The 14,110-nt window shown below is 68.1% G+C and carries 11 protein-coding genes; 8 read left to right on the top strand and 3 right to left on the bottom strand.

The features are described from left to right. The first annotated feature begins 111 nt into the window (after window positions 1-111). Window positions 112-336, top strand: coding sequence for a 50S ribosomal protein L31 (gene rpmE / locus AC0KWY_RS20760; RefSeq protein WP_474027390.1), 225 nt, complete (start codon window positions 112-114; stop codon window positions 334-336). 60 nt (window positions 337-396) lie between these two features. After that, window positions 397-2,019, top strand: coding sequence for an ArnT family glycosyltransferase (locus AC0KWY_RS20755; protein ID WP_474027389.1), 1,623 nt, complete (start codon window positions 397-399; stop codon window positions 2,017-2,019). Window positions 2,020-2,036: 17 nt separating this feature from the next. Here AC0KWY_RS20755 and orn read toward each other — a convergent pair whose 3' ends face one another. Beyond that, entirely contained in the window at window positions 2,037-2,591 is a 555-nt protein-coding gene (orn, locus tag AC0KWY_RS20750) for an oligoribonuclease (RefSeq protein WP_474027388.1), read from the bottom strand. A gap of 56 nt (window positions 2,592-2,647) precedes the next feature. Between orn and AC0KWY_RS20745 the strand changes: the two genes are divergently transcribed. From AC0KWY_RS20745 to AC0KWY_RS20720, 6 genes are read left to right on the top strand one after another with little or no spacing between them, the layout of a single operon-like run. Continuing rightward, window positions 2,648-3,898, top strand: a complete 1,251-nt coding sequence (locus AC0KWY_RS20745; protein WP_474027387.1) for a M48 family metallopeptidase — start codon at window positions 2,648-2,650, stop codon at window positions 3,896-3,898. After that, the gene (locus AC0KWY_RS20740; protein ID WP_474027386.1) at window positions 3,895-4,206 is read left to right on the top strand and encodes a cytochrome c; all 312 of its coding nucleotides are present in this window, start codon (window positions 3,895-3,897) and stop codon (window positions 4,204-4,206) included. Before AC0KWY_RS20745 ends, AC0KWY_RS20740 begins: the two co-directional genes overlap by 4 nt. Then, a complete protein-coding gene (gene rsgA, locus AC0KWY_RS20735; RefSeq protein WP_474027385.1) occupies window positions 4,206-5,081 on the top strand; it encodes a ribosome small subunit-dependent GTPase A in 876 nt (291 codons plus the stop codon). The genes AC0KWY_RS20740 and rsgA overlap by 1 nt, the downstream gene beginning before the upstream one ends. Window positions 5,082-5,126: 45 nt before the next feature. Next, complete coding sequence (locus tag AC0KWY_RS20730; protein ID WP_474027383.1) at window positions 5,127-6,224, top strand: HD-GYP domain-containing protein; 1,098 nt, start codon at window positions 5,127-5,129, stop codon at window positions 6,222-6,224. Window positions 6,225-6,229: 5 nt separating this feature from the next. Then, the gene (locus tag AC0KWY_RS20725; RefSeq protein ID WP_474027382.1) at window positions 6,230-8,578 is read left to right on the top strand and encodes a response regulator; all 2,349 of its coding nucleotides are present in this window, start codon (window positions 6,230-6,232) and stop codon (window positions 8,576-8,578) included. Then, window positions 8,575-11,940 (top strand): CBS domain-containing protein, encoded by a 3,366-nt coding sequence (locus AC0KWY_RS20720; protein ID WP_474027381.1) that lies wholly within the window; start codon window positions 8,575-8,577, stop codon window positions 11,938-11,940. The genes AC0KWY_RS20725 and AC0KWY_RS20720 overlap by 4 nt, the downstream gene beginning before the upstream one ends. A gap of 1 nt (window position 11,941) precedes the next feature. On the opposite strand, the gene AC0KWY_RS20715 is transcribed toward AC0KWY_RS20720, so the two are convergent. Next, the gene (locus AC0KWY_RS20715) at window positions 11,942-13,147 is read right to left on the bottom strand and encodes a TIGR03862 family flavoprotein (RefSeq protein WP_474027380.1); all 1,206 of its coding nucleotides are present in this window, start codon (window positions 13,145-13,147) and stop codon (window positions 11,942-11,944) included. Further along, window positions 13,147-14,109 (bottom strand): transglutaminase family protein, encoded by a 963-nt coding sequence (locus AC0KWY_RS20710; RefSeq protein WP_474027379.1) that lies wholly within the window; start codon window positions 14,107-14,109, stop codon window positions 13,147-13,149. The genes AC0KWY_RS20715 and AC0KWY_RS20710 overlap by 1 nt, the downstream gene beginning before the upstream one ends. Window position 14,110: the final 1 nt, after the last annotated feature.

Raw genomic sequence — 14,110 nt, 5'->3', positions numbered from 1 at the left:
TCGCCCCCCAACAAAACCAAAAAAACAATTGCCCCTTCCCCTCGAATCAACGATAATCACGCGCTTCCCAGATCGGCCAATATCGCCGATCGCTTGACTAAAGGATATGAAATGAAAGCCGACATTCACCCGAATTACCACGACGTGCAAGTGACCTGCTCCTGCGGCAACGTCTTCACCACCAAGTCCACGATGGCCAAGAAAGACTTCCACATCGAAGTCTGCGCTGCCTGCCACCCGTTCTACACCGGCAAGCAGAAGATCGTCAACACCGCCGGTCGCGTCGAGAAGTTCAACCAGAAGTTCGGCGCCATGCGCGGCAAGGCTGCTGCCTGATCGGCTTGCGGCACTCCGTAAAGGGCAGCCCGCGGGCTGCCTTTTTCATTTCTGCCACCGATGCCTGACTTCGCCACGCTGATCCGCCGCGGCATCCGCCTGCCTCCGGGTGGCTGGATGCTTGCCGGCATGCTCGCCTTCTACGTCCTCGCCGGCCTCTTCGGTCGCGACCCGTGGAAGGGCGAAGACGCGATCCATATCGGCACCGCCTGGCAGATGCTGTCGTCCGGCGACTGGCTGGCACCGACACTGGCCGGCCGACCTTTCCATGAACCGCCGCTGTATTACTGGACGGCGGCGCTGACCGGCCAGCTCTTCGACTGGCTGCTGCCGGCCCACGAGGCGATGCGTCTGGCCAGCGGCCTGTGGATCGCGCTGGCGCTGGTCGGCCTCTACTACACCGGGCGCGAACTGTACGGCACCGACAGCGCGGCGGCCAGCCCGATGCTGCTGGCCGGTTGCGCCGGCCTGCTGATCCATGCCCACGACGCGCAGCCGATGCTGATCGCGCTCGCCGCCTACGCCGGCGGCCTCGGCGCGCTCGCCACGATCGGCCGCAAGCCGCGCCTGACCGGCGTTTTCTATGGCCTGGCGCTGGCCGCCTGCCTGCTCGGCGCCGGCATCGCACCGACCCTGCCCTTGCTGGCGATCGCCCCGCTCGCCTGGTGGTTGTCGCCGGACCGCAGCAAGGCATTGCAGACACTGCTGATCGGGCTGGCGATTGGCCTGCTGATTGCCACCCCCTGGCCGCTGGCGCTGTACCTGGCACAACCGGCGCGCTTTGCCGCCTGGCTGGCGACCGAGCTGGCGCCATTGCAAACCCCGTTTTCCTTCACCTCGCTCGGCCGTTTCTCGGCGATGTTGCCGTTGTTCGCCTTTCCGGCATTGCCGCTGGCGCTATGGACCCTGTGGACGCGGCGCGATCAATGGCGTTCCCCCGCCCAGTTGCTGCCGCTGGCCTTCCTGCTGCTGACCCTGCTCCTGCTCGCCTGGGCCTACCGACCGCGGGAGATCCCGGCGCTGTTGCTGCTGCCGCCGCTGGCCCTGCTCGCCACCCCGGGCGCCTTGAGCCTGCGGCGCGGCGCGGCGAATGCCTTCGACTGGTTCGCAATGAGCGTTTTCAGTCTCTTCGCACTGCTGATCTGGGTCGCCTGGTCGGCGATGGCGCTCGGTTTTCCGGCCCGCCTGGCGGAACGCGTGGTCGTCCTGCGTCCCGGCTTCGTCGGCGAAATCCACTGGCTCGGCCTCTTCATCGGCGGCGCCGCCACGCTGTTCTGGCTGTGGCTGATCGCCACCGCACCGCGTTCGCCCTACCGCAGCCTGACGCACTGGACCCTGGGCTTCACCACCCTGTGGCTGATCGCCAACGCGCTGCTCCTGCCCTGGTTCGACTACGGCAAGAGCTACCGACCGGTCGCCGAAGCGGTGGCCCGGGCACTGCCGGACAGCAGCCGCTGCCTGGCCGAGCAAGGCTTGAGCGATGCGCAGCGGGCGTCCTTCGCCTACTTCGTCAATATCTCGCCGGTCAGCGCGGCGACTGCAGCGGGTCGCCGCTGCGACTGGCTGCTCGTCGTCGGCAGCACGAACGCCGAACTGGCGCCGCCGGATGCGGCCTGGCGCCAGGTCTGGGAAGGTCGCCGCCCCGGCGAGCGGCGCGAGAAATTCCGTCTCTACCGGCGCTGAGCGCCGGCCGAAACAGTTCAGCTACCGGACTTGATCAGGAAATGCTCCCGGTAGTACTTGAGTTCGTCGATCGACTCGTAGATGTCGGCCAGCGCGGTGTGCTTGCTCTTCTTCTTGAAGCCCCGGTACACCTCCGGCTGCCAGCGCTTGCACAGTTCCTTGAGCGTGCTGACGTCGAGGTTGCGGTAGTGGAAGAAAGCTTCCAGCGTCGGCATGTAGCGGGCCATGAAGCGGCGGTCCTGGCCGATCGAATTGCCGCACATCGGCGAATGCCCCTTGCCCGAGTACTTGCGCAGGAACTCCAGGGCCGCTGCCTCGACATCGGCCTCGGCCAGCGCCGATTCGCGGACACGCTCGATCAGGCCGGAACGTCCGTGCGTTTTCTGGTTCCAATCGTCCATGCCGGCGAGCACTTCGTCGGACTGGTGCACCGCCCAGGACGGTGACTCGGCGACCATCTCGAGTTCGGAATTGGTCACCACCATCGCCATCTCGATGATGCGGTCGCCATCCGGGTTGAGACCGGTCATCTCCATGTCCAGCCAGACGAGGTTGTTTGCATTGCCTGCCATATAATTGCCCGAAACTTTAAAACCGCCATTTTCTCACAGCTTCCCCGACATCGCCCGTGACCGAGAACTTCACCCTGCTTTTCCTTGCCGCTTTCACGCTCACGCTGGCCGCCCGCCTCTGGCTCAAGCTGCGCCAGATCCGCCACGTCGCCGCGCACCGGGGCGCGGTACCGGCCGCCTTCGCCGACCGCATCGGCCTCGCCTCGCACCAGAAGGCCGCCGACTACACGATCGATCGCAGCCGCACGGCAATTTTCGGCATCCTGAGCGAAGCCGCGCTGCTGCTCGCCTTCACGCTCGGCGGCGGGCTCGCCGCGCTGCACGGTTTCTGGGCGGCGCAATTCAGCGGCCTTGCCTACGGCCTGGCGATGATCTTCAGCGTGGTCTTCATTTCCGGCCTGGTCAACCTGCCGCTGTCGTTCTACAGCCAGTTCGTCGTCGAGGCGCGCCACGGCTTCAACCGGATGACGCCGGCGCTGTTCGTCTCCGACCTCGTCAAGCAGACGCTGCTCGGTGTCGTCATCGGCGCGCCGGTGATCGCCGTCGTCCTCTGGCTGATGAACGCCATGGGCGAACAGTGGTGGCTGTGGGTATGGCTGTTCTGGAGCGGCTTCAACCTGCTCATGCTGTTCATCTTCCCGACCTGGATCGCGCCGCTGTTCAACAAGTTCACGCCGCTGCCCGAGGGCGAAGCGAAAACCCGCATCGAGGCCCTGCTCGAACGCTGCGGCTTCCGCAGCAACGGCCTCTTCGTGATGGACGGCTCGAAGCGCTCGGCGCACGGCAACGCCTACTTCACCGGTTTCGGCGACAACAAGCGGATCGTCTTCTTCGACACCCTGCTCGCCCGTCTGACGCCAAGCGAGATCGAGGCGGTGCTGGCGCACGAGCTCGGCCATTTCCGCAAGAAGCACATCGTCCAGCGCATCGCGCTGATGTTCGCCGGCTCGCTCGCCTTCCTCTGGCTGCTCGGCCAATTGATCGACGCGCCCTGGTTCTACGCCGGTCTCGGCGTCCCGGCGCAAGGTACGGCACTGGCCCTGATCCTCTTCTTCCTGGTCGTGCCGCTCTTCCTCTTTCCGCTGACCCCGCTCTCCAGCCGCTGGTCGCGCCGCCACGAGTTCGAGGCCGACGCCTACGCCGCCGAGCACGCCGACGCCGGCGAACTCATACGGGCGCTGGTCAAGCTCTATGATGACAACGCATCGACGCTGACGCCGGACCCGCTGCACTCGCTGTTCCACGATTCCCACCCGCCGGCCGCGCAACGCATCGCGCAGCTCAAACTCAAGGAGAAACTCGCATGAAAACGACGACCCTGCTTGCTGCCTCCCTGATCTCGCTGCCCGTGCTGGCCGAGGCGCCATGGGGCGACGCCGACCCGAAAGCCGGCAAGGCCAGGCACGACGACAAATGCGTCGCCTGCCACAGCCGCATGTACGGCGGCGACGGCAGCAAGATCTACACCCGCGAAGGCCGCATGCTGTCGACGCAGCTCGACCTCCTGCAGCGCACCGCCGCCTGCAACGCGCAGATGAACAGCGGCTGGTTCCCGGACGAGGAGGCTGAAGTCGCCGCCTATCTGAACCAGACCTACTATCACTTCAAAGACTGATGCGCGGCCGCGTCATCGCCGCCCACGGCCGGCAATATGTGGTCGAGACCGAAGCCGGCGTCCGCCTGCCCTGTTTTCCGCGCGGCAAGAAAAGCGAGGTGGCGTGCGGCGACGAGGTCGAGATCACCCAGAGTTCGCCCGACCAGGGCGTCATCGACGCGATCCTGCCGCGCCGTCACCTGCTCTACCGCTCGAACGAGATCCGCCACAAACTGATTGCCGCCAACGTCGACCAGCTGGTCGTCGTCGTCGCCTGCGAACCGGCGTTTTCCGACGACCTGGTGACGCGCGCGCTGATCGCCGCCGAAAGCCAGGAGATCGAGGTCCTGATCGTCCTCAACAAGTGCGACCTGGCCGACCGCCTGCCCGCCGCCCGCCGCCAGACCGGCGTCTTCGCCGGGCTCGGCTACCGCGTCCTCGAACTCTGCGCCCGCGACCATGCCGAAGACCTGCGCCCGCAACTGCAGGGCCGGACCAGCGTGCTGGTCGGCCAGTCAGGCATGGGCAAATCGACGCTGGTCAACGCCCTGCTCCCGGAAGCCGGCGCCGCCACCCGGGAAATCTCGCAGGCACTCGATTCCGGCAAGCACACGACGACGCACGCCACGCTCTACCACCTCGACGCCGCCAGCCACCTGATCGACTCGCCCGGCCTGCAGGAATTCGGCCTCGGCCACCTCGAACGCGGCGAGATCGAATACGCCTTCCGCGAATTCCGTCCCTACCTCGGCCAGTGCCGTTTCCGCGACTGCCGCCACGACCGCGAACCGGACTGCGCGCTGCGCCCGGCGGTCGCCGCCGGAAAAATCGAAAAAAGCCGCTTTGCCAGCTACCGCCGGCTGGTCGGGCTAGCCGCGGAGGCCAATTTGGCGTAGCCAGAAACGCGCCGACGCTCCATAATCCGGAATACGTTACACACCGTGTGGAGTATCGCGATTCAGCCCCAACCAACGATCCTGATCGTCGATGACGTTCCCGAGAACCTGAGCGTTCTCGGCGAGTTGCTGCAACCCTTCTACCGGGTGCTGGCCGCCAATTCCGGGCAGCGCGCCCTGCAGATCGCGCGCACCACGCCGCCGCCCGACCTCATCCTGCTCGACGTCATGATGCCCGGCATGGACGGCTACGACGTCCTCGCCGAACTCCGTGCCGAAGCCGCCACCCGCGACGTGCCGGTGGTCTTCGTCACCGCCATGGACAGCACCGACGACGAGGAGCGCGGCCTCGACTGCGGCGCCGTCAACTACATCACCAAGCCGATCCGGCCGGCGATCGTCCTCGCCCGCGTCCGCACCCAGCTCGAACTGAAGAAGGCGCGCGACATCCTGAGCGACCACAACGCCTACCTCGAACAGGAAGTGGCGCGGCGGATGGCCGAGAACCAGCTGATCCAGGAAGTCAGCATCCACGCACTGGCCCACCTGGCCGAAACGCGCGACCCGGAAACCGGCAACCACCTGCGCCGCACCCAGGAATACGTACGCACGCTGGCGCGCAGCCTGAAGCAGCATCCGCGCTTCACCGACTATCTCGACGACCGCACCATCGACGCGCTGGCCCAGTCGGCGCCGCTGCACGACATCGGCAAGGTCGGCATTCCCGACCACATCCTGCTCAAGCCCGGCAAGCTGACGCCGGAAGAGTGGGAAATCATGAAAACCCACGCCGAAATCGGCGCCCAGGCCATCGCCCAGGCCGAGGCCGATTCGGCGCGGCCGGTCGAGTTCCTGCGCATCGCCCAGGAAATCGCCCGCAGCCACCACGAAAAATGGGACGGCAGCGGCTACCCGACCGGCCTCGCCGGCGACCAGATTCCGATCTCGGCCCGCCTGATGGCACTTGCCGACGTCTTCGACGCGCTGATCTGCGCCCGTGTCTACAAGCCGGCGATGCCGATGGAAGAAGCCTACCGGATCATCGTCGACGGCAGCGGCAAGCATTTCGACCCCGACGTCGCCGCCGCCTTCGTCCGCGAATTCGAAACCTTCAAACGCATCGCCGCCGCCTACGCCGAGTAAGCACCATGCCCGAGGCGCCCCCGCAGAACATCGGCTACACCGGGACCCCGCTGCGGATCGCCCTGCTCTACCTGGCCTTTGCCGCGCTCTGGATCCTGTTCAGCGACCAGGCGGTGCACACCCTGATCCGTGACGAAGCCCTGCGTCATCAGGCCAACCTGTTCAAGGGCTGGTTCTTCGTCGGCACCACCGCCTTCCTGCTCTATCTCGTCCTGCTCCACCGCTTCCGGCAGATTGCCCAGGTTCACGAACAACTGCGCCAGGCCAACGCCGCCGAACATGCGATCCTGCAGACGCTGAAGGAAGAAGGCGCCGTCCTCACCCGCTACGCCATCGCCTTCCAGGCGGCGCCGGTCGCCGCCGCCATCACCCGCCTGCAGGATGGCAAGCTGGTCGACGTCAACGAACGGCTGCTCGAGGAATACAACTGGAAGCGCGAGGAGCTGCTCGGCAAGACCACGGTCGAGGCCGGCCTCTGGGGCTCCCCCGACGATCGCCAGCGGATGCTGGCGGTGCTCGCCAGCGACGGCCGGATCACCGACCATGAGTGCATCGGCGTCGGCCGCAACGGTCGGCAGCGCGAGATCAGCCTGTCGGCCGAAGTCATCCACGTCGAGAAGACGCCCTACCTGGTCGTCTTCGTCACTGACATCTCGGAACGCGTCGCCACCGAGCGGACCTTGCGCGAGCGCGAGGAAAAGCAGCGCCAGGCCAACCAGGAACTGGAACGCTACCGCCTCCACCTGGAAGACATCGTCGCCGAGCGCACCAGCGAACTGGCCAGCGCCCGCGACGCCGCCGAGGCAGCCAACCAGGCGAAGAGCGCCTTCCTCGCCAACATGAGCCACGAGATCCGCACGCCGATGAACGCCATCATCGGCCTCACCCACCTGACCCTGCGCCAGACCAAGGACCCGGCGACGCTCGACCGGCTGGGCAAGGTGCAGGACGCCGCCCACCACCTGCTGGCGATCATCAACCAGATCCTCGACATCTCCAAGATCGAAGCCGGCAAGCTGGTGCTGGCGCCGAGCGACTTCCGCCTGCAGCAGATGATCGACAATTCGTCGATGCTGATCGTCGACCGGCTCCGCTCGCGCGGCCTCGACTTCGCCATCGAAATCGATCCCCGGCTGCCGGAAATCCTCTACGGCGACCCCTTGCGCCTCGGCCAGATCCTGCTCAATTTCCTGACCAACGCCGCCAAGTTCACCGAGCACGGCAGCATCTCGGTCAGGGTCAACCTGCTGGAAAGCGACACCCGCGGTCAACTGGTCCGCTTTGCCGTGCGCGACACCGGCATCGGCATCGCCCCGGCGCAACAGGCCCGCCTGTTCCAGGCCTTCGAACAGGCCGACAGCTCGACCACCCGGCGCTTCGGCGGGACCGGCCTGGGACTGGCCATCGCCCGCCACCTGGCGCGCCTGATGGGCGGCGAAACCGGCGTCGACAGCACGCCGGGCCTCGGCAGCACCTTCTGGTTCACCGCCCGCCTGCAGACCGGCAGCGAGCATGCCTCGACCCACCTCGCCTTTCGCCCGGACGACGCCGAAGCCAGCCTGCGCGCGCTGCCGGAAGCGCCGCACATCCTGCTCGTCGAAGACAACCCGATCAACCAGGAAGTCGCCCGCGACCTCCTCGAAGCCGTCGGCTTCGTCATCGATGTCGCCGCCAACGGCGCGGAAGCCATCGAATGCGTGCTCAACACGCATTACGACCTGATCCTGATGGACATGCAGATGCCGGTCATGGACGGCCTCACCGCCACCCGCAAGCTGCGCGACGAGGGCTGCAGCGTGCCGATCCTGGCGATGACCGCCAACGCCTTCGGCGAAGACCGGCGACGCTGCCTGGAAGCCGGCATGAACGACCACATCGCCAAGCCGGTCAATCCGGAAAACCTCTACGCGGCGATGGTCAAATGGCTGCCCGGTACCGAGCATGCCGCAACCGCCGCCGCCCCGGTGCGCGACCCACGCGCCGAACTGGCGATCCAGCCCTGGCTCGACATCGAACGGGCGATGCTCTCGGTGCGCAACAATGTCGCCAGCTTCCGGCGCCTGCTCAGCACCTTCCTCAAGGGACACGGCGACGATCCCGCCATCCTCGAAGCGGCGCGCCGCGAGGGGCGGCTCGACGACGCCCGCCATCTCGCACACAACCTCAAGGGCGTCGCCGGCACGCTCGGGCTGCGCGACATCCACCTGGCGGCGGTCGCTCTCAACGACCTCCTGCTCAAGCCGGCGCGCCCGGCGGCCGAGGAAGAGGCAGCCTTCGCCGCCCTGATCGCCGCCCTGCGCGACACCGGCGACGGCATCACCAGTTACCTCCAGAATTACCCGGATCCGCAATGAAAGCGAATTTTCCGATCTGCCTCGCCGACATCATGACCCGCGAGGTGCATTACGTCGCGCCGACCCTGCCGCTGCAGGCCGTTGCCCGGACGATGAGCGAGGCCGGAATTTCCAGCCTGCTGGTCGGCAGTCCGGAAGCGACCGTCGGCATCGTCACCGAAAGCAACCTGCTGCGTGCCATGCACTGGCAATGGCCCGGCACGACGCCGATCGCCGAGCTGATGTCGCAGCCGCTGGTCAGCGCGCCGCCCGGGCTCGACCTGCTGGCCGCGCGCAAGCTGCTCGAAACGCACCGCATCCGCCACCTGGTGGTCGTCGCTGACGATGGCCGCACCACCGGCATCGTCAGCGAAACCGATTTCCGCCGCCACCTCGGCGCGCTGGCCTTCAGCCACCAGCGCACGCTGGAAGGCGTGATGGATCACGAGATGCCGCGCCTGCCGCCGACCGCGCAACTCGCCGAGGCGCTGGCGCAGATGCTGCGACTGGCGAGCGATTACGTGCTGGTCGGCGACCTCGGCGCGCCGCTCGGCATCGTCACCGAACGCGACATCCCGCGCCTGCTCGGCAAGCACCACGACGCCGCCGGCATCACCCTCGGCGAAGCGATGAGCAGCCCGCTGCGCGACATCGCCATCGACCGCCCGGTCGGCGAAGCGCTGGCGGCCATGGGCAGCCACGGCGTCCGCCACATGGTGGTCCGCACCGCGGACGGACGCGGCGTCGGCATCATCAGCCAGCAGCGCCTGTTCGAACAACTGGCGCTGCACGACATGGAGAACGCCCTCAACCGCCTGCGCGAGGAACGCGACCGCCTGCGCCTGCTGGCCCAGCTTGAACTCGCCCTTTCCTCGGCCGGCGCCGGGCTCTGGGAATACCACCGCGAGCACGACCAGCGCCAGCACAGCGACGGGCTGCGCGCCATGCTCGGCGAAACGGGGACTGGCCACGGCTGTCTCGCCGGCTGGCGCGAGCGCATCCACCCGGCCGACCAGGCGACCTACGACAGCGCCCTCGCCACCCTCTTCGCCAGCGGCCAGTTGCTCGCCGAATACCGCGTCCGGCACGCCGACGGGCACTGGATCTGGGTCGAGGATCGCGGCTGCGTCAGCGAACGGGACCGCGCCGGGCACCCCGTCGCCTTCACCGGCATCCTGGCCGACATCGGCATCCGCCACGCCAGCCAACTGCGCATCGCCCGCCAGAACCGCGCCCTCCACCTGCTCGGCGGCCTCGCCCGCTGCGCCGTGCGCAGCAACGACGAAGGCGAACTGATCGCCAGTGTCTGCCGCCTGATCGAAGCCGACGGCAACTACCGCAGCGCCACCTTCAGCGCCGCCGACACCGAACCGCCAGCGGCCGGCGACGGCGAAATCCCCCTCGCCATCGAACACGACGGCGCCCTCTGCGGCTGCCTCCACCTGGAGCTGGCGCCGGAGGCCAGCGACGACGACGAGGAGCGCCAACTGCGCGACGACATCGGCGTCGAGCTCGGCCTCGGCATCGGCAAGATGCGGGCGCGGCAGCGGCTCGCCAGCAGCGAGGCCAGCCTGCGCCAGTTATCGCTGGCCATCGAACAGAGCCCGCACGGCGTCATCATCACCGACCGCGTGCGCGGCATCGAATACGTCAACCAGGCTTTCGTCACCACCACCGGCTACCCGGCCGCCGAAGTGATCGGCAAGCCACCGGCCATCCTGGCGCAGAGCCTGACCGCCCAGAACGTCTTCGCCGAGATCGACGCCTGCATCCGGCGCGGCGAGATCTGGCGCGGCGAACTGCTGAGCCGGCGCCGCGACGGCTACTTCTACGACATCCGCGCGATCATCACCCCGGTCCGCCAACCGGACGGCGAAGTCAGTCATTACCTGGCGATCATCGAGGACATCACCGAGCGCAAGCGCAACCTGGCCGAACTCGCCCGCTACCGCGAGCAGCTCGAATCGCTGGTTGCCCAGCGCACCCGCCAGCTATTGCAGGCCAAGGAAGACGCCGAGGCGGCGAGCCGCTCGAAGAGCCGCTTCCTGGCCAACATGGGGCACGAAATCCGCACCCCGATGAACGCCATCCTCGGCCTCACCCACCTGCTGCAGCGCGACATCGGCGACAGCGAAGCCGGCGAACGCCTCGGTCGCATCGCCGACGCCGCCAACCAGTTGATGCAGTTGTTCAACGACATCCTCGACCTGTCGCGCCTGGAAGCCGGCAACCTGACCCCGGTCGACAGCGAATTCCCGCTCCCCGACCTGATCGCCGACGTCAGCCAGCAGTTCGCCGACAAGGCCGGCGCCAAGAACATCGTCATCGACCGCCAAATCGCCGGCGGCATCCCGGAGAAACTGCGCGGCGACGCGCCGCACATCCGCCAGATCCTGCAGCAACTGCTGTCCAACGCGGTCAAGTTCACCGACGCCGGGCGCATCACCATCGCCGTCAGCAACCCGGACCGCGACGGCGACCGCCTGCTGCTGCGCTTCTCGGTCAGCGACACCGGCATCGGCATCGCCGACGAGGTCAGCGCCCGCCTCTTCCATCCCTTCGAACAGGGCGACGACTCGACCACCCGCCGCCACAGCGGGGTCGGCCTCGGGCTGGTGATCAGCCGCCGCCTGGTCGAACTGCTCGGCGGCGAAATCGGTGTCAACAGCGCCCCCGGCGTCGGCAGCGAATTCTGGTTCACCCTGCCGCTGCAGGCGGTCGACAACCGGCAGCCGGCGGCCAGCAGCGCACCGCCCGCCACCGGCACCGCCGATGACGACGGCGGCCACCCGCTCGACCACATTCCGGGGCTCGACTACAAGCTGGGCCTGCACGCGGTACGCGGCAAGCAGGCAATCTACGAGCGCCTGCTCAACAGCTTTGCCGGCAGCCACCTCGACGACTTCGAGAAAATCCGCGAGCTGCTGCTCTGCGGCGAGGAAGAGGAAGCCCGCCGACTGGCCCACTCGATCAAGGGCGCCGCCGGCACGCTGGGCGCAACGCGGGTGTTCGAAGCCGCCGCCGCGGTCGACCACGCCATCCGCCAGCAACGGCCGGCCAGTGAAGTCCTCGACCTGGTCGACGTCCTCGACGGCGCCTACCACGTGCTGCACGACGGACTGGCCCGGATCTCCGCCAACAGCGCGCCGGTCGCGGTCAGCGCCGAAACGCTCGACGCCGAACAAATCCGCAGCCGCCTCGACGGCCTGGTGCGCCAACTGGTCGATGGCGACTTTGCCGTCCAGGCGCGCCTGCAGCGCGACGCCGACGTGCTGCGCCAGGCGCTGGGCGGCCTGCACCCGGCCTTCGAACGCAAGATCGCCGAATACGATTTTCCCGCCGCCGCGGAACTGCTCGAACAGGCGCTGCAGAACCTCGGCTGAGTCAGCCCAGCCAGGCGCGCGCGCCGTCGCCGGCGACGTGGCCGCTGGCCAGGCAGGCGGTGAGCAGGTAGCCGCCGGTTGGCGCTTCCCAGTCCAGCATCTCGCCGGCGACGAAGAGGCCGGGGCGCTGGCGCACCATCAGCGCCGCATCGAGCGCTTCGAAACGTACGCCGCCAGCGCTGCTGATCGCTTCGTCGAGCGGTCGCGGCGCCGTCACCGGCAAGGCCAGCGCCTTGATCGCGGCAGCCAGCGCGGCGCTGTCGGCCAGTGTCGACGGCGGGCAGAGTTCGCGCAGCAGCGCCGCCTTGACGCCTTCGATGCCGGCCCGGCGACGCAGGTGGTTGGCCAGCGAATCGCGGCCGCGCGGCTGAGCGAGATCGGCGCGCAGGCGCTCGACGCTGCGCCCGGGCGCCAGGTCGAGCAGCAGTTGCGCCGGGCCGCCGGCCAGTAGCGCGTCGCGCAACGGCGCCGCCAGCGCATAGACCAGGCCGCCCTCGATGCCGCCGGCGGTGATGTTGAATTCGCCCGCCTGGCACAGCGTGCCGCAGCCGGCAACGACCGACTTGACCGGGGCGCCGGCGAAGCGCTCGCGGAAATACACGCTCCAGTCGACATCGAAACCGCAGTTGGCCGGCTGCAACGGCGCCACCGGAATGCCGGCGGCGGCGAGCAGCGGCACCCAGGCGCCGTCCGAGCCGAGCTTCGCCCAGCTACCGCCACCCAGCGCCAGCAGCGTGGCATCGGCGGCCAGCGCAATCTCGCCGTCCGGCGTCGCGAAGCGCAGGGCGCCGGCGGCGTTCCAGCCCAGCCAGCGGTGCCTGACGTGCAGCCGCAGCCCCTGCCCGCGCAGGCGGTGCAGCCAGGCGCGCAGCAGCGGCGCCGCCTTCATTTCCTTGGGAAAGACGCGCCCCGAACTGCCGACGAAGGTTTCGATGCCCAAGCCATGAATCCACTCGCGCAACGCCGCCGGGCCGAAGGCGTCGAGCAGCGGCGCGATCTGCGCGGCGCGCGCGCCGTAGCGGGCGATGAAGGCGGGCAACGCTTCGGCATGGGTGATGTTCATGCCACCGACGCCGGCGATCAGGAACTTGCGGCCGGGCGACGGCATCGCGTCGTAGAGATCGACCTGCAATCCCGGCTGGCCGGCCAGCCGCTCGGCTGCCATCAGGCCGGCCGGGCCGCCGCCGACGATGGCGACGCGCCGCATCAGGCCTTGTCGGCGACGACCGGCGCGGCGTCGAGGAGTCCCTCGGGGATTTCCTCTTCGTCGAGCGGCACGACGGTGACCGCCACTTCCGGCTCGGCGCCGCCGCCGCCGAGGATGATGCCGCGCAAGGGCGAGATGTCGGTGAAATCGCGGCCGATCGCCAGCGTGATGTGCTCGGTGTCGGGCAACAGGTTGTTGGTCGGGTCGAAATCGACCCAGTTGTCGGCGGTCCCCGGGGCATACACCGAAACCCAGGCGTGCGAGGCGTCGGCGCCGATCAGCCGCGGCTTGCCCGGCGGCGGCCGGGTCAGCAGGTAGCCGCTGACGTAGCGGGCGGCGAGGCCGAGCGCGCGCAGGCAGGCAATCATCAGGTGGGCGAAATCCTGGCAGACGCCGCGCTTGTTTTCCAGCACCTCGAGCACCGGCGTCGACACCGTGGTCGCCTCGGGGTCGAACTCGAATTCCTCGAAGATCTTCGTCATCAACCGCTGCGCGCCGACCAGCACCGGCGTGCCGGGGGTGAAGCAGTCGGCCGCGTAGTCGGCCAGTTCGTGCTTGACCCGGACATGCGGACTTTCGAACAGGAAACGGACGGCGTCGAGGTCTTCCGGCTGCGGCGGGTGGGCGTCGTAGGCCAGGCACTCGCGCACCGTTTCCCAGGGCAGCGAGGCGGCCAGCGTCTTGGCGTCGATCGGATGCGGCAGCACCGCGACGTTCATCGCCGAACGGATGCGCAGACTGTCGTGCGGGGCGTGGAAGGACATCCAGGTCACCGGGTTGCCGAAGGCATCCTCGCCGTCGGTACGCCAGGTCGGCGCCGGCTCGATGTCGAGACGCTGTTCGAACACCTCCTGCCAGGGCAGGAAGCGCGGCGACAGGTGCAGTTGCTGCTGCGACAGCGAGACGGCGCTGCCGTAGTCGTAGCGGGTCTCGTGCAGGACGTGGTAACGGACGGCGGTCATG

The organism is Azonexus sp. MM2026_4 (assembly GCF_055901855.1).
This window is presented reverse-complemented; position numbering and strand designations above follow the sequence as displayed.

What these genes read in the sequence shown, in the direction of transcription:
- rpmE (WP_474027390.1), top strand. Translation starts at nt 112, where the DNA reads ATGAAAGCCGACATTCACCCGAATTACCACGACGTGCAAGTGACCTGC.
- AC0KWY_RS20755 (WP_474027389.1), top strand. Translation starts at nt 397, where the DNA reads ATGCCTGACTTCGCCACGCTGATCCGCCGCGGCATCCGCCTGCCTCCG.
- orn (WP_474027388.1), bottom strand. Translation starts at nt 2,591, where the DNA reads ATGGCAGGCAATGCAAACAACCTCGTCTGGCTGGACATGGAGATGACC.
- AC0KWY_RS20740 (WP_474027386.1), top strand. Translation starts at nt 3,895, where the DNA reads ATGAAAACGACGACCCTGCTTGCTGCCTCCCTGATCTCGCTGCCCGTG.
- rsgA (WP_474027385.1), top strand. Translation starts at nt 4,206, where the DNA reads ATGCGCGGCCGCGTCATCGCCGCCCACGGCCGGCAATATGTGGTCGAG.
- AC0KWY_RS20725 (WP_474027382.1), top strand. Translation starts at nt 6,230, where the DNA reads ATGCCCGAGGCGCCCCCGCAGAACATCGGCTACACCGGGACCCCGCTG.
- AC0KWY_RS20720 (WP_474027381.1), top strand. Translation starts at nt 8,575, where the DNA reads ATGAAAGCGAATTTTCCGATCTGCCTCGCCGACATCATGACCCGCGAG.
- AC0KWY_RS20715 (WP_474027380.1), bottom strand. Translation starts at nt 13,147, where the DNA reads ATGCGGCGCGTCGCCATCGTCGGCGGCGGCCCGGCCGGCCTGATGGCA.
- AC0KWY_RS20710 (WP_474027379.1), bottom strand. Translation starts at nt 14,109, where the DNA reads ATGACCGCCGTCCGTTACCACGTCCTGCACGAGACCCGCTACGACTAC.